General features: G+C 55.1%; 15 protein-coding genes. 10 read left to right on the plus strand and 5 right to left on the minus strand.

Annotated elements, in window-relative coordinates; translation table 11 throughout:
- Positions 1 to 262 precede the first annotated feature (262 nt).
- The gene (locus JO972_RS05105) at positions 263 to 1516 is read right to left on the minus strand and encodes a hypothetical protein (RefSeq protein ID WP_309488926.1); all 1254 of its coding nucleotides are present in this window, start codon (positions 1514 to 1516) and stop codon (positions 263 to 265) included.
- Between the two features lie 394 nt (positions 1517 to 1910).
- The gene (locus tag JO972_RS05110) at positions 1911 to 2354 is read right to left on the minus strand and encodes a thiol-disulfide oxidoreductase DCC family protein (RefSeq protein ID WP_309488927.1); all 444 of its coding nucleotides are present in this window, start codon (positions 2352 to 2354) and stop codon (positions 1911 to 1913) included.
- A 181-nt stretch (positions 2355 to 2535) separates the two neighbouring features.
- Here JO972_RS05110 and JO972_RS05115 point away from each other — a divergent pair, with 181 nt between their 5' ends.
- The 7 genes from JO972_RS05115 to JO972_RS05145 are packed head-to-tail and all read left to right on the plus strand — an operon-like array spanning position 2536 to position 11178.
- The gene (locus JO972_RS05115; protein WP_343221534.1) at positions 2536 to 3525 is read left to right on the plus strand and encodes an AAA family ATPase; all 990 of its coding nucleotides are present in this window, start codon (positions 2536 to 2538) and stop codon (positions 3523 to 3525) included.
- Between the two features lie 12 nt (positions 3526 to 3537).
- Positions 3538 to 4425 carry a DUF58 domain-containing protein gene (locus tag JO972_RS05120; protein ID WP_309488929.1) on the plus strand — a complete coding sequence of 296 codons (888 nt, stop codon included), beginning with the start codon at positions 3538 to 3540 and terminating at the stop codon, positions 4423 to 4425.
- Positions 4422 to 5336 carry a hypothetical protein gene (locus JO972_RS05125; RefSeq protein ID WP_309488930.1) on the plus strand — a complete coding sequence of 305 codons (915 nt, stop codon included), beginning with the start codon at positions 4422 to 4424 and terminating at the stop codon, positions 5334 to 5336. The genes JO972_RS05120 and JO972_RS05125 overlap by 4 nt, the downstream gene beginning before the upstream one ends.
- The gene (locus JO972_RS05130; RefSeq protein WP_309488931.1) at positions 5333 to 6361 is read left to right on the plus strand and encodes a vWA domain-containing protein; all 1029 of its coding nucleotides are present in this window, start codon (positions 5333 to 5335) and stop codon (positions 6359 to 6361) included. The genes JO972_RS05125 and JO972_RS05130 overlap by 4 nt, the downstream gene beginning before the upstream one ends.
- Before the next feature lie 4 nt (positions 6362 to 6365).
- Positions 6366 to 8537: a vWA domain-containing protein gene (locus JO972_RS05135; RefSeq protein WP_309488932.1), complete on the plus strand. Its 2172-nt coding sequence runs from the start codon at positions 6366 to 6368 to the stop codon at positions 8535 to 8537.
- Between the two features lie 17 nt (positions 8538 to 8554).
- A complete protein-coding gene (locus tag JO972_RS05140) occupies positions 8555 to 10387 on the plus strand; it encodes a BatD family protein (protein ID WP_309488933.1) in 1833 nt (610 codons plus the stop codon).
- On the plus strand, positions 10384 to 11178 hold the full coding sequence (locus JO972_RS05145) for an SH3 domain-containing protein (protein ID WP_309488934.1): 795 nt from the start codon (positions 10384 to 10386) through the stop codon (positions 11176 to 11178). Before JO972_RS05140 ends, JO972_RS05145 begins: the two co-directional genes overlap by 4 nt.
- Before the next feature lie 216 nt (positions 11179 to 11394).
- Here the strand turns inward: JO972_RS05145 and JO972_RS05150 are convergent, their stop codons facing one another.
- A complete protein-coding gene (locus JO972_RS05150; protein ID WP_309488935.1) occupies positions 11395 to 11919 on the minus strand; it encodes a PEP-CTERM sorting domain-containing protein in 525 nt (174 codons plus the stop codon).
- 245 nt (positions 11920 to 12164) lie between these two features.
- Complete coding sequence (locus tag JO972_RS05155) at positions 12165 to 14867, minus strand: alkaline phosphatase family protein (RefSeq protein ID WP_309488936.1); 2703 nt, start codon at positions 14865 to 14867, stop codon at positions 12165 to 12167.
- A gap of 516 nt (positions 14868 to 15383) precedes the next feature.
- Between JO972_RS05155 and JO972_RS05160 the strand changes: the two genes are divergently transcribed.
- Positions 15384 to 17522 (plus strand): TonB-dependent receptor plug domain-containing protein, encoded by a 2139-nt coding sequence (locus JO972_RS05160; RefSeq protein WP_309488937.1) that lies wholly within the window; start codon positions 15384 to 15386, stop codon positions 17520 to 17522.
- Positions 17523 to 17606: 84 nt separating this feature from the next.
- Here JO972_RS05160 and JO972_RS05165 read toward each other — a convergent pair whose 3' ends face one another.
- Positions 17607 to 20033, minus strand: coding sequence for an ATP-binding protein (locus JO972_RS05165; protein WP_309488938.1), 2427 nt, complete (start codon positions 20031 to 20033; stop codon positions 17607 to 17609).
- A gap of 193 nt (positions 20034 to 20226) precedes the next feature.
- Here JO972_RS05165 and JO972_RS05170 point away from each other — a divergent pair, with 193 nt between their 5' ends.
- Together JO972_RS05170 and JO972_RS05175 are read left to right on the plus strand one after the other, a co-directional pair.
- On the plus strand, positions 20227 to 21075 hold the full coding sequence (locus tag JO972_RS05170; protein WP_309488939.1) for a LysM peptidoglycan-binding domain-containing protein: 849 nt from the start codon (positions 20227 to 20229) through the stop codon (positions 21073 to 21075).
- Between the two features lie 192 nt (positions 21076 to 21267).
- Positions 21268 to 21663, plus strand: coding sequence for a BlaI/MecI/CopY family transcriptional regulator (locus JO972_RS05175; protein WP_309488940.1), 396 nt, complete (start codon positions 21268 to 21270; stop codon positions 21661 to 21663).
- Positions 21664 to 21750: the final 87 nt, after the last annotated feature.

Below are 21750 nucleotides of genomic sequence, written 5' to 3' on the forward strand. Positions count from 1 at the left end.
CCGCCTCCTTGCCTGCAAGGAGGCGGTTTTTTGCATTCGGGCTGCAGGCTGGAAAAACGATCCATGCAGCATCTCGCCCCGTAGCGAAGCCATTGCTGGCTTTGTGTACACCGGCTATCTCGAACCCAGAATATTGAAGATCAAGTAAGAGGTCATGAGCGAACTCATGCAACGATTATCGAGGGCCGATCCACGGTTGTGATGATGTGCGTGAGGGTTGTTTGATTCGGGACGATCTACATTTACTCCCCCTCATACTTCATTATTCATCCAGTGTGACTTCAATTCGGAAGAAACGTTCGCTTCCTGATGGGGCCAAGGTCAGGGTCACTTGTTCGTATTCCGCATTGATCGCTGAGATGCTGGTGTTGCTGATCATTGCGCTGGCGTCGGAAAAACTATCGATCGCCAAGGTGCTGGATGAAGTGAGTTGATAGGTGATAGCTCGGTCGGCATAATCGATCCGACGCACATAGCTCAGCGTGTAGCTTCCGCCGACAAGCTGGAATTGGGGCAGCAAGCTGATGTTTTCTCCAGCGACCAAGCGCGAAGCTACCGCAGGATCGCCACCGAATACGTATTCTAACAAATTACTCACGCCGTCGTGATCATCATCACCGGTCACCGAGGGGTCGCTGAGTCCCAAGGACCAGCTGAGAAAGGATTCCATCACATCGATGGTGAAACTTTCGCTGACTTCGGAAGACTGGTCGGAACGATAAGTCACCGTGTGAGTGTGGCTCCCAGCGATGGGGATGGAGAGTGTGAGACTGTAATCGGTATTTTCACTCGTGTCGATGGAGGCCCGTCTCGCAGCAATGAGCGTGTTAGTTGATTCATCAAACCAGCTGCTACCTGACGCAGAGCTCACGGAGTAGCTGGTGGAGAGGCTGTTCTCAAGCTTCACATTCTCAGCCATGGAGCTGCCCGTATTTCCGAGGTTCAAGCCGATGGTGAAGTCATGGCCGGCTCGGATGGTTGTGCTCGGTGGAGTGTGGCTTAGAACTAGCGTGGTACTGCCGGGGATGGCCTTGGTCATTCGGTAGCCCGTGCTCTCCATCACCACGTTGAGTTTATCGACGTAGTGGGGAATGAAGTTCGAGTAATTGAGGTAGTTTGTCCCTGCTGGTGTAGTGACCGAGGATAATAAACTGTTGGTTCCGACGATTGCCGCGACTCCATTTTGATCAACAAAGACGGGACTACCGGAGTCTCCCGTTTCGAAATAGCAGCCGTCTTCGTCATTGCTGCGGACAAGATAATCGAACCTCAATACCCGCGTTGTGTTTAGGTTACTGACTGGAGAGTCAGTGATTTGAGCAATCGTGCCAGCTCCTCCTCGAGTGGTTTTGCCAAGCACGATCAGAGACTTGTTGTAGTATGATAACTCTCGATCGTAGTTCAGGTATGGATGGTAAGTGATGGCGTCGCTGTCTGTGATCGCGGTGTTAAGTGTTCCGATGAATAAATCGGAGTTCTCTCCTTCGTCATTGGTGATATTAGTCTGAGTTGCCACCGTGTAATCTCGAAGGACTCCATTCTTATCCAAGAATCTTAGCGTGGCACCCACACCGGGTCTGTAGTGGTTCGCTCCTACAAAATGTAGTGGAGAAACCATGGCCAGTTGCCGTGATGTGGTCGTGGTGTGCCAGGCCACTCCTGTGAGGTCATAAGCCGCATGGATAAAGTTGGCGTTATGACTCGGAGCACTTGAAAAGTTGAGAAAACGCAGATGTTTGCTTGCATCATATTCCGGCATCACCAGAGCGTGACTAGTCGAGCTAGCCAAGAGAGGGATGCTGATGATCAAGTGTCGTGTGTGTGAAAACACCTTCGATCGCATTCTTTGAGATTACAAAGTATGTATATCGAAGCAAAACATATTTTGTTAAGAGTTGATGATTTTTCAGCTAGGGTAACATCTTTTTCCGGAAGGACTCATCAGGGATGAGGCAATGGGGCTGGCCGGATGTGAGTCGGTGGCGGTGTCTGGCGACCCAACGGTAGCTGGGCGACTTGAGCCATTGCGGCAGGAAATGGAGTAACCAGAAGAGCTTGGAAATCCCGCCGCAATGATAGAGCGCGCGCAGGATCGCATCGACTCCGCGCCAGTGAGTTTGCTTATTGGTGCCGTAGTGTTCGGTAAGCACAGCGGCACCGGAAGCCTGCTGGTTTTCATCTGTGAGTTGTCGCCAGGCTTGGGGTAACAGCTCGGCTGTTTCACCCTGAAGCGGGGCAAAATGAAGCCGGTCATACCGATCCCACCGATGTAGTAAGGTGGCCGATTTCTGACAGAACACGCAGTCGCCATCGAGGAAGAGGATGGGGCTGGCTTGAAGTTTGGGATCCGTCATGGCTGCTTGTTGGGTAGCGTAGCTGAACCAGCATCGCTTGTCATGGACGGATGATTTGTTTTTCTCCGCATCCTAAAGCGATCGATTTAGGCGCTGTTTTCGAGATTTTCCAACGATCCGATGAAATTCCGGGGGAATTAAAACGTTTACGTGATTGGACAGAGTCCGATAATTGACCACAATGAGCACCTTGACGACGAACACATCATTTACAGAAGAAAACCGCCAACTCACCGAGGTGCGCGAGGAGATTGGCAAGGTGGTGGTGGGCCTGGGAGATTTGGTTGATCGCTTACTGATCTCTCTGCTGTGCAACGGCCACGTGCTCATCGAGGGTGTTCCTGGCTTGGCGAAAACCCTGACCGTGAGCACCATGGCGCAGACGTTGGGGGGTGATTTCAGTCGGATCCAGTTCACTCCTGATCTGCTGCCCGGCGATCTCATCGGCACCTTGATTTACAACCAGCAAACTGGCGACTTCACTCCGCACAAGGGGCCGGTGTTTTCCAACATCGTCTTGGCGGATGAGATCAACCGGTCGCCGGCGAAGGTTCAGAGTGCTTTGTTAGAGGCGATGCAGGAAAAGCAGGTGACCATTGGCACCGATAGTTACGCTCTGGACGAACCCTTCCTCGTACTGGCGACGCAGAACCCGATCGAGCAAGAAGGCACCTACCCACTCCCTGAGGCGCAGCTCGATCGCTTTATGCTGAAGGTGATGGTGCAATACCCGACGATGCAGGAAGAGCACGAGATCATGAAACGCATGTCGGTGAATGCGCCGAAAATGAAAGTGCGCCCAATCATGACGGGGGATCAGATTTTGAAAATGCGCGAGTCGCTCGATGGCATTCATGCCAATGAGGCGATCGAAAAATACGTGCTGCGATTGGTCGATGCCACCCGCAACCCGGCGAACTACGGGCTGGAAGAATTGGTGCCGCTGATCAACCACGGCGTGTCACCGCGGGCGAGTATTTTCCTGATGAAGGGGGCGCGTGCACATGCATTGTTAGAAGGGCGCGATTACGTTACCCCTCACGACGTCAAATGGATTGCGATGGACGTGCTGCGGCATCGGGTATCGATCACTTACAAAGCGGAAGCCGAAGGGAAAGACGTGGAGTATATTCTCCAGCGTATCTTATCGACGGTGGAAACGGTGGAATAAACTGCAAGGCTCATGATCAATCAGAGCGAGCTCGAAAGTAAGGTGCGCCACATTCAGGTGCACAGTCGGAAGGCCGTGCTTGAATTGCTGGCTGGCGAATACCGGAGCTGCTTCAAGGGCATGGGTATTGAGTTCGAGGACGTGCGCGAGTACAGCCACGGCGATGATGTGCGGACCATCGATTGGAATGTCACTGCCCGCACCGGAAAGCCGCATGTGAAAACCTTCATGGAAGAGCGCGAGCTATCGCTCTATTTCTTGCTCGATGTTTCAGGCTCTGGCGATTTTGGCAGTGGTGTGTTCACCAAGCGGGAGATGGCGGCGAACATTTTTGCTCTCTTGGCCTTTGCCTCGGCACACAACCACGACAACGTGGGGCTGATTCTTTTCAGCGACCAGATCGAACTCCACATCAAGGCGCGCAAGGGGCAGAACCATGTGATGCGGATGATCGATCTAATCATGCGCCACGAGCCGAAGTCTCAGGGAACCGACATCGCCGGCGCGCTGGACTACTTAAACCAAGTGCGTAGCCGTCGCTGCATCGCCTTTGTGCTCTCTGATTTTATCGATCAATCCTACAGTGACGCACTTCGGCAGTCGGCTCAACAGCACGACCTGATCTGCGTTTCGCTCAGTGATGTTAGGGAACGTGAACTTCCGAAAAGTGGCATGCTGGAAATGGTGGATGCGGAAACGGGGGAAATGCGCAGCATCGATTGCAGCGACAGCCGACTCCGAAAGTTGGTCAAAAGCCGCTCAGCCGGTCATCAATCGCAGTTGCAGGACCTCTGCCGTGAAGTGAATGCCGACCTGCTACCGCTGGATACGGAAGACGATTTCCTGCACGAAATCATCCAATTTTTCAGAGACCGGATGAACCGGAGTGCCGACGCATGATGAGCTGGAAACAAGTCAACATCTTGCTCGCAGCTTGCCTCGCTGTGCTGCTGGTCGCTTGTCAGAAACAAGAGACCGGCAAGCCTGCGGGCACCACTTCCACGGTCGCGGCCGACGGGCTTGAGCTCACCGTGCATCTCACGGATCAGGAAATCAGCACCAGCGAAATGCTTGAGGTGGAGGTGGTGGTGCGCGCCGAGGAATCGATCAAGGTGCAGATGCCGGCCTTTGCCGAGCCGATGGGGCAGTGGGGCGACTTCACCATTTTCGAATCGCACGCAGATCCTCCTGTGCTTGATGCCGATGGCTGGGTGCGGCAGCGGCGGGTTTTTCTGCTAGAGCCCGATTTGCCGGGCGATAGTGTGCTCTCCGCAGTGACCGTGCAAGCGGTGGATGGTCAGGGTCAGTCACGCGTAGTTCGTTCCCAAGAACATCGCGTCAAGGTGCTCTCGGTGCTGACGCAGGCTGATCAGCCGCTGCGTGACATCGCCCCCATCGACCGACCGGAGGAAAAACAGCAAGGTTCTTGGTGGTGGGCCGTTGGGATTGGAAGTGTAATTCTATTAGTTATTGGATGGTGGTTATTGCGTGACCGCACTCTAACGGATGAGGTCAGTCCGTGCGGTCGGGAATTTGAGAAACTTCAAACAGCCGAGTCCGGAGAGGTCCTGCAGCGGTTGGAAAAAAGTTTCTGTCGCGCCCTGTCAGATCGGCTCGGTGAGCCCCTCGAGAAACACGATTTTTCAGGGCTTCAGCAAGTGGTGGATGTGGACGCAGAGTTGGGCGATGCCATTGCCGACTACGACCGGATGCGCTATGCCGCCCGACCAGCCGATGCCGCTGCGGTCGGTCAGCTGTATCAACGCTTTGCCCGAATTTTGGACCGGACAGGAAAGGAGGTCGGGTCATGACTCTAACCGAACCCTACTATCTGCTGCTTTTGTTGCTCCTGCCCGTGTTGATGATCTATCAGCGCAGGCAGCGGCGTAAGGAGGCGATCCGTTACCCGTCGTTTGTTTTCTTCGAGGACAGTGGTCGCACCTGGCGGCAGTGCTTGTTATTCCTGCCGCCGCTCTGTCTGTATCTGGCGCTCGCTTGTTTGATTGTTTGCCTGGCGCGGCCGCAGGTGGAATCGACCGGGCAACGTGAAGACCGGGAGGGGATTGCCATTCAGATGTTAGTCGATGTTTCCACCAGCATGGACACCAACATCAAGACGCCCGAGGGAGCGATGACGCGCATGGAGGTGGCGAAACGCGTGATGGAGGAATTTGTCGCCGGCGATGGCGACGAGTTGTCGGGTCGGCCCGATGATATGATAGGAGTCATCTCCTTTGCCCGCTACTCGGATAGCATCTGCCCGATGACCTTGGGGCATGATGCGCTGGTTTACATGATTCAGGAACTGACGATCAACGATCGGCCGAACGAAGATGGCACTGCCTACGGTGACGCCACCGCCCTGGCTGCCGCCCAACTCAAGGAGCGTGAGGATCAGGTGGGGCAGTTAAAAAGCAAGATCATCCTGCTGCTCACCGATGGCGAAAATAACAGCGGCGAACAAATGCCCCTGCAGGCCGCGGCCATGGCCAAGGAGTGGGGGATTAGGATTTATACCATCAGCCTGCAGGATGAAAACGAACCCAAGGTGGTGAAAACCGACAACGGCACCTTTCTTCAACCACAGGCCAGCTCAGAATCCGACCAGGTCTTGGAAAAGATGGCGCAGCACACCGGCGGCATTTTCCGCACCGCGCACGACATGGATTCACTGCAAGCGGTGTATGAGGAGATCAATGAGCTGGAAAAAACCAAGGTGCAGGAAGTCGAGTTCATGGAATATGATGAGGCCTTTGCTCACTTTGCCGTCGCGGCTCTCTTGTTGCTCTTACTGCGATATTTATTAACTTCCACCCTGCTCCGGATTTCACCCTGATGTTATGATGAGTGAGATGATTTTCCAGAAACCTGCGATGCTGTGGCTGCTGCCTTCGGTGGGGCTGCTTCTGCTCATCTACCGGGTGCGTGTGGCGCGACGAAAAAAAGATATCCGCGCCTTCGGTGAGGACGCTGCTTGGCGGGGGCTGGAGCACCACTCGATGGAATGGTGGCGCTTGTTGCTGTTAGTCGGCGCATGTGCTCTGGTGATCCTGGCTCTCGCCCGACCTGCCGCCAATCCTCACCCGCGCATGCTCCAGCGCGAGGGACGTGATGTGGTTTTCCTACTGGATGTTTCCAAGAGTATGCTGGCGGAGGATCGATTGCCGAACCGCTTGCAGTCGGCCAAGACATCCATCGCCGAGTGTGTCAGTGAGCTGGACGATCACCGCTTGGGTTTGGTGGTTTTTGCCGGCTCCTCTTCGATTGCCTGTCCGCTGACTGAAGACAAAGACTTTTTCCTCAACAGCCTGGATCGTGTGGGACCGGACACCGTTGCGCACGGTGGCACCCGGGTTGGTGATGCCCTGCTCAAGGTGTGCGATAAGTTGTTCTCCGATTCGGCTCAGGGATACAAAGATATCGTTCTGCTAACAGATGGTGGCGAGCAGGGTGAAAACCTGGACTACGCTCTCGAGGTGGTGAATGAAAAGCAGGTGAAGTTGATCGCGATTGGTTTAGGTGACGCCTCCGCTGGTGCTCGGATTCCCCAGGTCGGTGAGCAATCGGATTACATGACTTACAAGGGGCAGGAGGTGTGGTCGAAGCTCGATGTGGTGCAGCTGCGGAACATGGTGAAGCAGGCAGACCGCGGAGCCTTTCTCGCCGTTGGAACCCGGCAAATGAAGCTCGGCGATATCTATCAGCGCATCAGTGATCAGGAAGGAAAACAGCAGCTCGCTGAGGAATCGGTGATTGATTACGATGAACTCTACCAGTGGCTGATCGCATTGGCTTTTATTCTGTTAGTGGTGATGATTCTGATGCCACACAGTATGACGCGGCGGACGAAAAAAAATTGGCTCACAGCGGCGGTATTGATGCTGGCGGGGCTGCCTGATGCACAAGCCGCCGGGGTGGAGGGGGGCGACGCCGCCTACGCCCGTGGAGACTTTCAGCAAGCATTGGAAATCTATCAGTCGGCCGCCACAAGCTCAGCGGCTGCGCGGCTGTGGTATAAGAAAGGTAATGCTGAGTATCGCTTGGAACTTTATGAGTCAGCCCAGCAAAGTTTCGCGGAAGCCTTGGGGCGGCAGCCGGGCAGTGGACTGATCAGGGACATCACTTACAACCTGGGGAATACTTATTACCGCCTGTCAGGCAAGGCGGAGGACTCCTACACGGCACTCTCTCTGGTGAGCGAAAGTGTGCGTATGTATCGCCGCGTTCTTTTGCAAAACCCACAAGACCGTGATGCCGCGATGAACATGGAGTTGGCCAAAATAGAACGCCACAAACTGCAGCAGAAGATCCAAAAAGAAGAACAACGACGGGCTGAGCTAAAGCAGGCGCTGGAAGATTTGAAAACCGCCATCGAGAAAGCTGCCGCTGCGCAGGCCAAGACCTTGAAATTGACCGATGCTCATCTCATCGACGACCAGGCCGAGCAGAACTGGGAGCAGACGATGCAAAAGGAGGAGCAGGAAATCATCAGCCTGACTGAAAAAGCGGTCGAACTCGTCGATGCCACTTCGAAGAAGTTTTTCGACGGCATTCCCGCCGAAGCCAGCCCTCTGCGAGCCAGCAGGGATCACCTAAACCAGGCGGAAGAATTTGAATCGGCTGCGGAGGCCTACCTCATCCACAACCCACACGCGGCACACGTGGAGGAAGGCTTGGCTTTGGAAAACTTGCATGCAGCGTTGGACGCTCTGCCGTCCGACCCGGATGACGCGGAGCAGCAGGCGGAAGACGGTGAGGCCGGCGACGAAGAGGGGGAAGGTGAAGAAGGTGATGAAGAAGGAGAAGAGGGCGACCAGGAAAGCGAAGGCGACAGCGAAGCGCAGAGCGACTCCGAACCGGCCGACGCCAATCAGATGAATCTCGAATCCATGGAACTGCCACCGCCGAACGACACCCCCGAAGATGTGATCCGGAAAAATGCCACGATGCAAGAAGCGCGGCAGGCGCAGGGCGCCAAAAAGAAAGGCAACCCGGTCGAGAAAGATTGGTAACGACGACAAGCACCAGCATGAATATCTACAAACAACTCATCCTCGCTATGGCGATGTTAGGGACTGTGATCACGGCGATCGCGGCACCCGAGGTTAGCCTGCACAGCTCAATGTCGGCGAAGACATTTTTTGTCGGTGAGGAGTTCCAATTTGAAATCCTCGTCAGCCCCGCAGATCGCGTGGACATCGAAGAAGTCGAGAGCACTGACGATTTGGCCATCCAGTTCGTTAAAAAGGAAGTGGTCAAAGGAGATGCATTTTCCACCGTCGCGTTACGCTACCGGATGATGCCGATGAGTGCCGGCATGGTGGCCATTCCACCGATTTCCGTGGAGGTGGGTGACCAGGTTTTGAGCACGGATGAGGAAATGTTCATTCAGGTGAAGCAGGCACAAACCTATCCAGGGTTGGAGATCGTCAGGGAGATCCCTGATCGAGATTTCTACGTCGGCGAACCTTTCATGGTCGATTACACATGGCGGTCGCCGTTGCCGCTCAATGGCTTTCGCGCGGTGAAATTGAACCTGCCTTTGTTCTACGATCCAGCCTTTAAAATCCGGAACCCCTTCGACTGGATTGATGGCGACGACAAGGCGGCGATCGGTCTGCCGGTGGCCAACACGCGCTTGATTGGGAGATATAACCTGCTCAACGAAGCCGAGCGAAATGTGCACAGCGTATCCTTTGCCAAAATCGTCATCCCAGTGAAGACCGGTGAGTTTGAGTGGTCGCCAAGCACCCTGCTGATCTCCTACGTTGCCCCGCCCGCCGCGCGCAATCGCAATGCACGCTGGCGAACCAACTACCCGAGCTACTTCAATAACAACTTCTTCGCGGAGGCTGACGGGGACGAGTATCAGAAGTATTTCGCCGCTTCCAGCTCCCAAACTGTGCGCGTGCTGCCGCTGCCGGATGCCGGCAAGCCTCACGACTTTGCCGGAGTGGTTGGCTCCTGCAAGGTGACGGTCACCGCCACCCCCACGGTGCTGCAGGCAGGGGATCCGATCACTCTGACGATCGTGGTCGATGACTATGCCTTCCCTGAGGTGTTAGATTTTCCTGACCTCTCGTCGCAGCCCGCCTTTACCCGCCAGTTTGCCATTCCGCCCCGGCAGTCGTCAGGCCGGATCGTGGGGAAAAGGAAAACCTACATCCGCACGCTTCGCCCACTGGCTCAGGACGCGACATCCATTCCGGCAGTTCGGATTCCGTATTTTGATCCTCAGACGAAGTCCTACGCGGTGGCCGAATCCGCACCGATACCGATCACGGTGAAGGCCGCCGAGGTGGTGACCGCCTTCGACGCGGATATGACGGGAGTGGGGCCCTTGAAGAATCGGTTGGCGAAAAATCCGGAAGGGATCCGCGCCAATGCCACCTCGCTCAGCGCGATCCGGCCCGCTGCTTTTTCTCCCGGCGCCTGGCTGCTGCTCTGTCTGTTTTTACCGCCGGCCGCGTTTCTGGTTTTCTATTTCGCCACGGCCCAACGCCGACTGATGCAAAACGATCCGGTGCGTGCCAGATCGATGCGTGCGATGGCCCGCTTCAGCAAGCGACTGCGTGCGCTTGAACAAGCTGCTCCGAAGCTTCAGCCGGAGCAGGGGATCGGTCGGCTCGACGACATCGTGAGGAGCTACTTTGCCGAAAAACTCAACCTCGTCCGACACGCACACACCTTCGAGGAGCTTGAACTCCAGCTGGGAGATCGTGTTTCGTTAGATGCGATTCGCGAAATCTACGGCCGCTGTGAAGCGCAGGCTTACCGAGCCGACAGTCCCACGCCCGACCTATCCACCATGATCGCACAAGCTCGCCAAGCGGTCCAAACCATCAACGCCGCCTTATCATGAGACGATTGTTCCTCCTTATTCTCACTATGCTTCCGCTCGGCTTGCTGGCCGCGGAGCAAGACGACCAGCGCCTTTTCACCGAGGCCAACGACCTCTTTGCCCGCGCCAATGCCGAAGCCCTGGTGAATCCCAGCAAGGCTCAGGAACTCTATCAGGCATCGATTCTCAAATACCAATTCCTGATCGAGCAGAGAAAACTCAACTCCGCCGAGCTGCAAATGAACTTGGGAAATGCCTACTTTTCCTCCGGTGAAACTGGTCGGGCAATGTTGCACTACCAGCGGGCTCAGGCCTTGGACCCTTTGAATGATGAGGTCCGACACAATCTCGAATACGTGAGATCGCTCACCATTGATGAACTGCCTGAAACCACCATGCAGCGGGTGAAACATGCACTGAGCTTTTGGCACCGCTGGCCGGTGGCGCTGAGGGGATCCTTGTTTGCTGTCGGTCACCTGAGCTTTTGGGCGCTGGTGGCGTGGTCGCTCTACCGCCGTGGCCGCTGGCTCTACGGTGGCTTGGCTGTTAGTGGATTGCTGAGCGTGCTCTTTGGCGTGTCGCTGCTCGTCAGTCACCAGGCCTGGGACAATCCGGTGGATGGAGTAGTGGTCGAGCGCGAGGTGATCGCGCGTCAGGGGGATGGTATCATCTACGACAATGCCTTCAGCTCGCCGCTGCATGCCGGCACCGAGTTCGAGGTGTTAGAAAGACGAGGTGACTGGTATCACATCCAGTTGCTCAACGGCGACAGCTGTTGGCTTCCGACGAATAGTTCGGAGTTAGTTCGCTAGAGCTCTCTGTTATGGATCCTGCCTCGATTTGACTTTAAAGTCATCAGCTCAATCATTGTGGTGAATGCAGGTGCAGTCAAGGTTAGCGGTCGCATCTCGGCTCAGCCTCTTTTCATGGGAGACCGAGCTTTTGACGAGTAAAAAAAATGCGTGTACACGATCTAGTTAGACCATGTGCACGCAAAAATGCCCTCAGTAAAGAAGACTCTTGCAGAATTAGGCTGCTTTTTTACGTTGGCGGCGGGTGAGGAGGCCCGCGGAGCCGAGTGCGAGGAGCGCGAGGCTGGAAGGCTCTGGGACACTGTCAATCATGGCTTTGCCTTCAGAGATACTTAGAGCCTCTCCTGTATCGTTGGTGGCAACGGCGACCAGATAACCTCCACCCAGTCCATCGAAGTAGAATTGGGCGACGGCTTCATAGACATTGTCGTTTCCATCGAATGAGAGGTTTGCGTAGTTTTGGTCTCCTGCGCTAGCTCCGTAGCCTAAGCTGCCAATGAAGTAATAGCCCATGCCGTTTCCAGATCCTACAGCGAGGTCAGTACCACTCGTGAAGTATGTACCACCAGAGAAGTTAATACGAGTTACGTATCCGCCGTCCAGCGCTAGGCCATTACTGGGCTTCCGGATACTGATCCCGGTGGGGGTAGCTGGGTCCGATGTGATGTTTTGTGCTCCGGGCCCATAGAAGGTGATCGCTCCTTCAGCCATGCTGGCCGCACAACCAACCCCAGCAGTCATGGTGAGGTAGGTTCTTAGTGTATTTGTTTTGTTCATTTTTTTGTTTTGCTTTTTTATAGTCCCTCCTCCGTGCATCGGAGGAGGGGAGATTGGTGTTGAGAATGTCATCCAGCGGCTTAGCCCTTAGCGTAGGGGCTGGGAGAGCCTGTCGGTTGCTTTCAGTGATCCGCTATGGCCAGACCAACAGCAGTGGGAGAAGTCGCGCGGTGTTGAGGTGAGGGAAAGTGCCTTTCTTGACATGATGTTCAGGACATGGCCGGTGCCACTTTATTTCGATGGAGATCGGGACGGATGGCTGACACGAGTTTTTCGGGAGCCGAGACATCTTCTCCGAGAAACGCGATGAGTCGTGGGATTTGCTCCATCGGGTTTGCGACGAGCTCAGGGTAGTCGATTTCGAGAAGATCCACATCCTGGCGTTGGCGTAGTCGGGTAAGGATTTGGTCCTTGTGGGTTTGTTGCGTTTGGATGAGGTGTTGTTTATCGGAACGGGGGGCACTGCCTTGTCGCTCGAGCATTTTCCATTGGGAATCGACGACCTCCTCGACCGGGCGCTTCATGAAGATGATGCGGTAGTGGTGGCGGGGAGGGAGTTGAGGGATGAGGGCGGAGATGACTTTGATGGCCTTGCCATTGGCTTGCTCGATGAGACGGGGATTTTTTTTGAGCGATTTGATTTCTTCCCATTCCCAGTATCCTTCGAGGTTGTCTTCATCGGCGTGGCGCTTGCCATCGTGCATGAGTTCCATGCCGGCAGCGCGGAGCATCTGCATCATCAGCGAGGTGCCGGAGCGCGGCAGGCCTGAGACGATGGTGAAGGAGCATGGCTCACTGGCGGCTTCCTCGGCTGCTTTTTTGGCGGCTGCTGCCCGCAGAGCCTTACGTTCTGCGTGGCGTTCTTTGGCGCGGGCGGCGATGCCGTGACGGAGGGATTGGAGGTGTTTTTTGTATTCGGAGGCTTGTTTGATTTTGATGCGGACTGCGTTGGCTTCGAGCGTTTGGGCTTTTTCTGTGTTACCCTGCCGTTGGTAAACGGTGATGAGGGATCGAGTGGCGACAGGGTGGTCTGCGTCGAGTGTCAGGGTGTTTACGAAGGCGTGTTCTGCTCCCTCGAGATCGTTCAGTGCAAGAAGGGCGGTTCCCAGGATGGTGTGGGCACGGGGGGAGGCAAACTGAAGGCTGATAGCGGCGAGGGCGGTTTCTGCGGCAGCGCTGTAGTCTTTTTGGATGAGTTGGCAGCGGGCGCGGGTGAAGTGGGCCTGGATGTTGTTAGGATCTAATCGGAAAAGGGTATCGGATAGTTCGCTGGCTTTTTCAACCTGCTCTAAAGCAATGTAAGCACGACACATCAGCTCAAGAACGGGAACTTCCTCCGGAGCCTGGGCGAGGGCAGCTTCGAGGTGCTTGAGGGCGGATTCGGGATGACCTTTCTCAAGTTCGATATGGCCCTGTAGGATCAGTGCGGCAATATTTTTACCAAAGGCTTCGAGGCAGATTTCCAGAGTTTCCTCCGCCTCGGTGGTGAGGCCGAGGGAGAGTTGGCACTTGGCAAGGGTTTGAGAGTAGTCGGTGCGTTCCGGCGAGGCATTGAAGCAGTCTTCCAAGAGCGGAAGGGCTCCTTCGTATTTACCGCTGTAGAGAAAGGCGCGGGCCATGTTCCACTTGTTCTCGCGATTGGTCTCGGCCGCGGCTTCAGTGGGGTCGGAGGAAACTTCGTCAATGTATCCAAGGTCGACGAATTGTTGAAGCAGGGCTTCACTTTCTTGCTTGCTGAGGGAGCCACGCTGCTGCTGGATGCCATTGGGATCTTCCCAGGTGGGGATGCTTTGAATGGGGCGCTGCTGTTCGAAGAGTTCGTTGAGGACACGGCCTTCCATGTCATCTCCGCAGGGGAGATCGAAGTGGTGGAGGATCGTGGGAGCGATATCGAGGAGGCGTGCGCCGTGGATTTCTTGTTGGGATTTGATCCCCGGGCCTTTTGCCAAAAGAACGCCCTGCTCGCGGTGCCATACGGTGATGCCCGCAGGGATGCGGGGAGTGAACTTCGGGCGCAAGTGGTCTGAGTGAAAGCCGTGGTCGGAAACGAGGATGACGGTGGTCTCCGGTCCGGCGAGCTGGAGTAGGCGTTGCAACATCATGTCGTGTGCGCGATACGTGCTCTTAACGACGTGCTGATAAATCTCGAAGTCCTCGTCGGGAATGCCTTCCATCTGAGGAGGATGGTAGTGCATGAAGTGATGAGAGATCTCGTCGATGGCCCGGTAGTAGACGGCCATGAATTCCCACTCCGGATCGGTTTCCATGACGTGAGTAGCCGCAGAGTGAACCGAGTAAGCTTCGGCGAGGTGTTCGCGCAGACTGTTGAGGCGCTTGTCGCGAGATTGATCGATCTTGTGAGCGTCTGGGATAAAGGGCTTTAGCATCTCCTCGTCAATCTCGTGGGGACTGACGCGCAGCTCGTTCATCGTCTCCGCGAGATCCTCAGGCCAGTAGGTGCCGGGCATGGGTGCAGGCCAATCGGCAGGCTCTTGATCAGCAGTCGAGCCCTTGAGATGGCCGAACATATTAGAGACCATTTTGCCATTAAGGTTTTGCTCGCCCTGGGTGGCAAACCAAGAGACTACATGAGAGCGAAGATCCTTCTCCCCCAACATTTCCCAGAGGGTTTTGCATTTGCGGGTAGCCGCGGAGACGGGGACGATCTGACCACTCACTGGATCGACCTCGGTAAAGCCCTGCACACCATGATGATAGGCCATTTTACCAGTGGCAATGGAGGCCCACAGCATGGGCGAAAGCTGGGGTTCCAAGGTCGCTAAATTACCATAAGTGCCACCATCCATAAGACTACGGATGCCGTTCATTCCTCCTTCTTCGAGCAGGGTATTGATAATTTTCCAGTCTGCAGAATCCCAGCCTACCAGTAGAACTTTTTTGTTCGTAAACATGATGTTGGGCAAATTATTGGAGTCTCCCATGGTCAGTGTCGAGAGTTTAAAAAAAAGATTGGCAGGTAGTTAAATGGCTCATTATTATGATTAAAGAAGTGATGATTTTTAAGGGGGGGAGCGGGCTGATTTCTACCAATTTTTCTGATCGTCTCGATTGTAGGACGGCCAGACGAGTAAGGATCTTGATGTCTTTTCATAAAGGTTTGATGAGCTCGTTCTTAAACTAAATAGTGCTGGCATCAAACAGGTCACCCGGGGACGAGGTGTCAGGAAAGCGAGGGGAATAGTATCACAATCGGCTGCTCAATGGCGATACCTGCTGGCTGCCTCTCAACAGTGTGGCTCTGGTGCGCTGAGACTTTTTTCAAACTGGGTAGTTTCTCAGGGTTTAAAAAATTAGCTTAGGCTAATTTAAGGCTTGCGCATCTTTTGTGTTTTTGCCAAACAAGCCTCGAGAATTATCCGGGGCTAATAATATACCTCTAAGCTATAACTCAAACCCATTACCCTATTATGAAAAGACATCAACGAACTCGAAAACGAACAACGGCGGCTATGGTAGTTGCCGGGCTGAATTTGGCCGTGCATACTCAGGCGCAGGAAATCCTCGGGGGGCTGGAGCCCTTGGTGGTGACCGGCTCTCACTTTGTCGAGCCACTGCGAAATGCCCCGGTCCGCACTGAGGTCTATAGCGCGGAGCTCATCGCCAAGGCGGCGGCTCGAAATCTTGCGGAAGCCATTGAAGCGTCTCCCGGCGTCCGGGTGGCGACCGATTGTGGCAATTGCAACACGCAGCAGATTCAGATGCTTGGCATGCCCCAACAATACATCGGCATCCTCAGCGATGGATTACCGAACTTTACAGGGCTAGCCGGTGTCTATGGCATCGAGCAGATCCCGGCCGGATTGATTGGTGGCATTGAGGTGGTCAAAGGTGGCGGGTCGGTGTTGTATGGCCCGAATGCGGTGGCAGGGGTGATCAACCTTCTGCCCCGTGACCCGAATGAAAGCGGCACCATCTTACGAGGACAGATGAGCAATTTCACCGAAGGGAACTCCTTTGGTCGGGGGCCATCCTACTCTGCTATGTTGCTGCATGATTACGTCAATGAGGATGCCAGTTTCAAGGCGACGATTTACTACAATCACGATTACCTCCAGCCCGTGGATCTCAATGGCGACGGTTTCACGGACATTTCCGAGCGTCGGCTGCACGCAGCCGGCTTGCGTCTGGTCTGGCAGCCGGCGGATGACCAAACCTTGAGTTTCGACTACATGTTGACGGATGAAGAGCGTCGTGGTGGTGACGCCGGAGCGGCATTTGAGCGCAGCCCGGACACAAACATCATAGCGGAGGAGCTGTTTTCCATGCGTCAGGTTGCCACGGTGAAGTGGGACGGTCAACTCAACGAAAACTGGGCTGGCACCTTGGCTTACTCCTTTTCCCAAACCGACCGCGACAGTTACTACGGCGGACTCGGTGCCTTTAATACGCCCGATGGTTACCATCCAAACGGCACCCCATTCTGGGCCCCCGGAAGTAGCACGGGCGACACCGGTTATGGCGAAACCTTGGACCAGCTGCACTTCATCAATGCCCTGGCGATCCATCAGGTGCACGATCAGAACCGTTTCACCTACGGCGCGCAATACCGCTACGAGAAAATCGAAGACACGGCGGCGAGTGCCACACCACTCACGGATTCGTTTTCCGATGTCGGCATTCTTGCCCAGCACCGCTACACGCCGAACGAATTGTGGACCTTCGAATACGGCGGGCGAATGGACTTCCACTCGAACTTGGATCAGCCGGTGTTCTCGCCTCGCGGATCGGTGCTCTACACACACAACCAAGACCTCCGAATCCGAGGTGCTGTTTCGACCGGTTTCCGTGCTCCGGAAGTATTCGACGAAGACCTTCACATCAGTGTCGTCGGTGGTGATGTCCAGGCGATACGGAATGCGTCCGATCTCGATGAGGAAAAATCCCTGACCTTCTCGATCTCACCAGAGTGGCAGATCAATGACCAGTGGCGGGTTGAGACCAGCGTTTTCCACACCAGTCTCAGCGATACCTTTGTGGTCGGTGGCCCTGACTCCGGTGGTGCTGGTGTCCAGCTGCGCGAAAATGGCAGCGACTCCGCGGTCTACGGGCTCGAGTTCAACCTCGGCTACTTTGCGGACAACTGGGATGTGCAGTTCTCCTGGGTCGAACAACGTGCCCGCCACGATGATCCCTTTGAGGTGTTTGAAGCGGACGGAGGGATCGATGCGATTTTCACCGATCGATACACGCGCTCGCCGGAATCGATGGGGCAGCTTCGCTTCACCCACAGGGGAAGCTGGTGTGACACCTACATGAACCTCAAACTCACCGGTCCGATGGATGTTCCGCGTCAGCAATTTGCCAGCGACGGCAGCTTGGTGGACCAGAGCCTGGAACGGAGCGACTGGTTCTTCAACGTCGACATTGGCTTGCGCAAGGAAATCCAATTGGCAAACGATGACTCACTGACCTTGAGTCTGGGCATCAAGAATCTGCTCAATGATTTTCAGGACGATTTACCCTCCGGTGCCTACCGTGACCCCGGCTACATCTACGGCCCGGCATTCCCTCGCTCGATCTACGCTGGTGTGAGCTACGAGTTCTAAACCCCCTACTAAAACCCCCAATCCACCGTCCCGTTCATGGGCGGTGGATTTTTTGTTAGGGGGGAGCTCGGTGAGAGACGGGCTTTACCAAGCTTTCTGACCGTCCTGATCGTAGGGGAGCCAGAGTAGCGCGACGGTGCGGACATCGATGTCTTTTTTGTAAGGTTTGATCACCTCATTTTCGAGTTTCACCGTGGCGGGGTTGAACTGCTCATCGAGCTCACCGATTTCCTCGTTGAGCTCGGCTTCGAGTTCGGCGATGTCCTCCTCGAGATCAGCGATCTTTTTCTCGGCGATTTTGACATCGCGGCGTTGTTTGTAAGCGCGGCCGGCGCTGGTTACCGCACTGCTGGATGAACTGCTCCTGCGACCTCCGAAAAGACTGCCTAACAGACCTCCGATGACTTTGGCTCCGATGTCCCAGGTGGCACTGCTGGCTTCCGCTTCTTCCTTGGCGAGGCTGTTCTCTGCGCGGTCGACTTGGCCTTCCTTGGTTTTAATCTTGGCCTCGTATTTATCGCGCATTTTTTCCACTGCTTCGTCACGGACTTCACGCGCCTGCGTAGCGAGACGACCACGGAACTCGCCTTCACTCTCGCCTAACTTTGAGTAGCTCTTAAACAGGGGACAGTAGAAAATTTTCACCCGTTCATTGCGGTAGATGTGATCGGCGAAGTCCTTCTCCACCTGCTTGTAGTTATCCTTGTTCATGGCAAAGCCGGGGAGCTCACCGAAGTTGCAGCCTTGGCGGGGTTTGGACTTCAGTGATTTGACAGGGTGGGTGCAGCCGGCGTCGTGATCCCAGTCGATCCCTTTTTCGCTGATGGCATTGGTGAAGCGCATCAGGCGGGAGTCGTCGATATCACATTTGGACGAGGAGAAATGCACACTCGCCTCCCTGAGCAAGGCCGGTTTGTAAGTGATGTCATCGGCTTCTCCGGCGAAGGGGACAAAGTACTCGGTGACGCCGGTGCCGACCACTGGACGTTCGCTGGCTCCGCTCTGCGAGGAGGCGCTGGGCATGGCCATCGGGTTGGACGATTGCGGGGCGGTCTTTTGCTGATCTTTGGCAGCAGGAAATTGGTCACGCTTGGGATCCATCAACTGCTTGATCTTGGTGCGTGTCAGAGGTCCACAGAGGTAACTCATCACCCAGCGGACGTGGAACACCTCGGGGGCGTCTTCGTGCACGTTGTTCATCAGGAAAACACGCGAGCCGAGACCGGCCAGCAGCTCCTCCATGCGGCTACGGTTGAAGCCTCCTTCTTGTGAAGCGGCGGCTCCTTCCAGGCCGTCTAACACACGCGCCTTGTCTCGCTCGGTTTGCAGTCGACCCAGCCACCAGGTTCCGATGTTAGACAGCGCCTTGTAATCCAGATCCACCGGGTTCTGGGTGGCTAACAGACAGCCGAGACCGAACGCCCGACCCTGTTTCAGCATGGTCATCATCGGTTTTTTACTCGGTGGATTTGCCGAGGGTGGCAGGAAGCCGTAGATCTCATCCATGTAGAGCATGGCGCGCAGGCTGGTGGTGCCGCTCTGCGAGCGCATCCACCCTAACATCTGGTTCAGCAACAGGCTGACGAAGAACATGCGCTCGGAGTCGCTGAGGTGGGCGATGGAGAAAATCGAGATGCGCGGTTTGCCCTCCGGCGTATGCATCATCTTGGCAATGTCCAGTGCCGGGCCTTCCATCCAGGTGGAGAAGCCAGGGGAGGCGAGCAGGGAGTTGAACTTGAGGGCGAGCTTCTGCCGCTCCTTGGCATTCATGAAGGAATTGATATCGATGACCCCCACCTTATCGAAGGGTGGCTTTTGCAAATGACGGATCAACGATTCCAGTGAGAGGTCTTGCCCAGCCTGCCAGCAATGGCCGAACAGGGTGCCTAACAAGACAGCTTCAGGGCTTTGAATCGGGTCGGCATCCACCCCCACCAGGGAGAGCAGCGAGCTGACAGTGCTCTCGATGCGGTCGCCGAGCAGTTCGCCATCGTCCATCACCTCGAATGGCGGGCACTCCAGCGAGCTGAGAATGGACACGGGGATGCCGGCCTTGCTGCCGGGAGTGAAGATGTTGATATCGCACTTGTCCTTGAACTGCTGCACGCGCTCGGGCGACTGCCCCCAGGAGCCGATGCCCTCCTTCCACATCTTGGCCGTTTTCTCCGCATACTCATCCGGACTGGTTCCTTTTTTTGCCGCGTCGTCCTCATTGATCCAGGGGCGGAAATCGGAACCTTGGAAATCTGGGAAGGTCAGCATCAGGTTTGCAATGTCGCCTTTGGGGTCGATGATGATGGCCGGCACGTTGTCCATCGCCGCTTCCTCCAGGATGGAAAGGCAGAGGCCGGTTTTTCCTGAACCGGTCATGCCCAGCACCACACCGTGGGTGACGAGATCCTTGGAATCATACAGCACCAGATCTTCTTCCAGCTGGCTTTTTTTCAGATCATAACTGCGGCCCAGATAGAATGAACCCAGTTTCTCGTAATCGCTTGTCTTGATTTCCATATGCGCTATTTGAGAGGGCGCAGGGGGGCTTGAAAAGTCACAAGTTGTGAAAATACTAAAATAAATTTTGAACGTGGTTTGGCTTGAAAAGTCGCTAATAGTCAGTCTTTTAAGTGATTTGGTTTAGCGAATTGTTAAGTTTTCTTAAACTTTCGCTTGTCAAAATAAAAGTTTTTAGAATAATGGGGCTGTTATGAAAACCATCGCCCTAATCTCCACCATGATTGCTCTTCCGGCCGCTTCCCTTTTGGCCCAAGGACAGAGTGAACTCGAAGCTCTGCGTTCCAGAGTCAGCTCCACCGAGCGTCGAATCGATCTTCTTGAGCGCGAGCTCAGATCTTTGCGATCCGGCACGACCGGTGAACGTGCCGTCGCTCCTGAAAAGGCCGCTCCCGCGGCCAAGTCGGGCGAATACATCGTGGTTAAAGGTGATATCCTCAGCCGCATCGCCAAGCGTCACAACACCAGTGTGGCCACGCTGAAAAAAGCCAACAATCTCCGCTCGGACAACATCAGCATCGGGCAAAAACTGCGCATCCCCGGCGCTACGACGAGTCACGCCCCCCGTCCACAAAATCACCAAGCCATTGCCAGCAAGGCTCCTGCAGCTTCCGGCAAACACGTGGTGCAACGTGGTGAGACCTTCTATTCCATTGCTCGCAAGCACAAGGTGAGCACTCAGTCGCTGATCGCTGCCAACCCCAAGGTGAGCCCGACCAGCCTGCGTGTGGGCCAGCAGCTGAAAATCGACGGCAATGCCAAAGCTGCGCCGAGCCGTCAGGCGGTAGCCAGTCACAAGTCGGCTCCCAAAGCCAAGTCGTCCAAGCCAGCTCCATCAAGAAAGCCAGCCAGCACACCCGTGAGCTCCAAGGCACCTGAGCCAGCGATCCGCACCATCACGGTGCACGATCAGATGACTTACGGTCAGTTCGCCAGCAAATACGGTGCCAGCACCACACAGCTGAATGCCCTGAACGGCCTGAGCCTGAGCAAGAGCACCATGCTCGCCAAAGGATCCGAACTCTACGTGCCGAAAAACTAGTCGGGGCACGATCGAGTCATCTATTTCTGCCGACCACCATGGCCGGCAACAGGAAACAACTTCTCCTCAGGAGAACATAACGACGAAAAAGGGCTGGGCGTCTGGTGGTAGTGATACCGCCAGGCGCCCTTCCTTTTTGTATGTGGTGACTTCATTCTTTACGGACAGTTATGTTAGCTTTAAAATGAAAACATGGCGGCCCGACCAGATTTGTCCCAATTATCCATGCGGGAGCGACAAGCTATGTTTCTCATCCATGAGGTGGGAGAGATGAGTGTGCAGCAACTACAGGAGCGGCTCGATCCACCTGCAACTGAGGCTGGTGCACGACGTTTGATGGGGATCCTGTATAAAAAGGGCGTGGTGAGAATGCATAAGGATGGTCGGAAAAAAATCTACAGCCCTGTGGAGTCGAGTCTGGATACGGGTATCAAGGCCTTGCGTGACGTGCTGAGCAGCTTTTTTAAAGGTTCGCCATCACTAGGCATCTCCAAGCTATTGGATACCGACGCGTCAAAGTATTCCGATAAAGAGCTGGATGCGATTGAGGATGCTCTGACGGAGATCAGGAAGCGCAATAAGGATTGAAGGAAATCGGTGGTTGCCCGATAATGCCTAGCTGTGAAATTTAGTGATTAGGTGTTTATGTCTGATGGGACCCTGACATCATGACTC

The sequence above is a fragment of the Oceaniferula flava genome (assembly GCF_016811075.1).
GTDB lineage: Bacteria > Verrucomicrobiota > Verrucomicrobiia > Verrucomicrobiales > Akkermansiaceae > Oceaniferula > Oceaniferula flava.

What these genes read in the sequence shown, in the direction of transcription:
- JO972_RS05175 (WP_309488940.1), top strand. Translation starts at nt 21,268, where the DNA reads ATGGCGGCCCGACCAGATTTGTCCCAATTATCCATGCGGGAGCGACAA.
- JO972_RS05120 (WP_309488929.1), top strand. Translation starts at nt 3,538, where the DNA reads ATGATCAATCAGAGCGAGCTCGAAAGTAAGGTGCGCCACATTCAGGTG.
- JO972_RS05110 (WP_309488927.1), bottom strand. Translation starts at nt 2,354, where the DNA reads ATGACGGATCCCAAACTTCAAGCCAGCCCCATCCTCTTCCTCGATGGC.
- JO972_RS05115 (WP_343221534.1), top strand. Translation starts at nt 2,536, where the DNA reads ATGAGCACCTTGACGACGAACACATCATTTACAGAAGAAAACCGCCAA.
- JO972_RS05155 (WP_309488936.1), bottom strand. Translation starts at nt 14,867, where the DNA reads ATGTTTACGAACAAAAAAGTTCTACTGGTAGGCTGGGATTCTGCAGAC.
- JO972_RS05125 (WP_309488930.1), top strand. Translation starts at nt 4,422, where the DNA reads ATGATGAGCTGGAAACAAGTCAACATCTTGCTCGCAGCTTGCCTCGCT.
- JO972_RS05130 (WP_309488931.1), top strand. Translation starts at nt 5,333, where the DNA reads ATGACTCTAACCGAACCCTACTATCTGCTGCTTTTGTTGCTCCTGCCC.
- JO972_RS05150 (WP_309488935.1), bottom strand. Translation starts at nt 11,919, where the DNA reads ATGACTGCTGGGGTTGGTTGTGCGGCCAGCATGGCTGAAGGAGCGATC.
- JO972_RS05140 (WP_309488933.1), top strand. Translation starts at nt 8,555, where the DNA reads ATGAATATCTACAAACAACTCATCCTCGCTATGGCGATGTTAGGGACT.
- JO972_RS05165 (WP_309488938.1), bottom strand. Translation starts at nt 20,033, where the DNA reads ATGGAAATCAAGACAAGCGATTACGAGAAACTGGGTTCATTCTATCTG.
- JO972_RS05170 (WP_309488939.1), top strand. Translation starts at nt 20,227, where the DNA reads ATGAAAACCATCGCCCTAATCTCCACCATGATTGCTCTTCCGGCCGCT.
- JO972_RS05135 (WP_309488932.1), top strand. Translation starts at nt 6,366, where the DNA reads ATGATGAGTGAGATGATTTTCCAGAAACCTGCGATGCTGTGGCTGCTG.
- JO972_RS05145 (WP_309488934.1), top strand. Translation starts at nt 10,384, where the DNA reads ATGAGACGATTGTTCCTCCTTATTCTCACTATGCTTCCGCTCGGCTTG.
- JO972_RS05160 (WP_309488937.1), top strand. Translation starts at nt 15,384, where the DNA reads ATGAAAAGACATCAACGAACTCGAAAACGAACAACGGCGGCTATGGTA.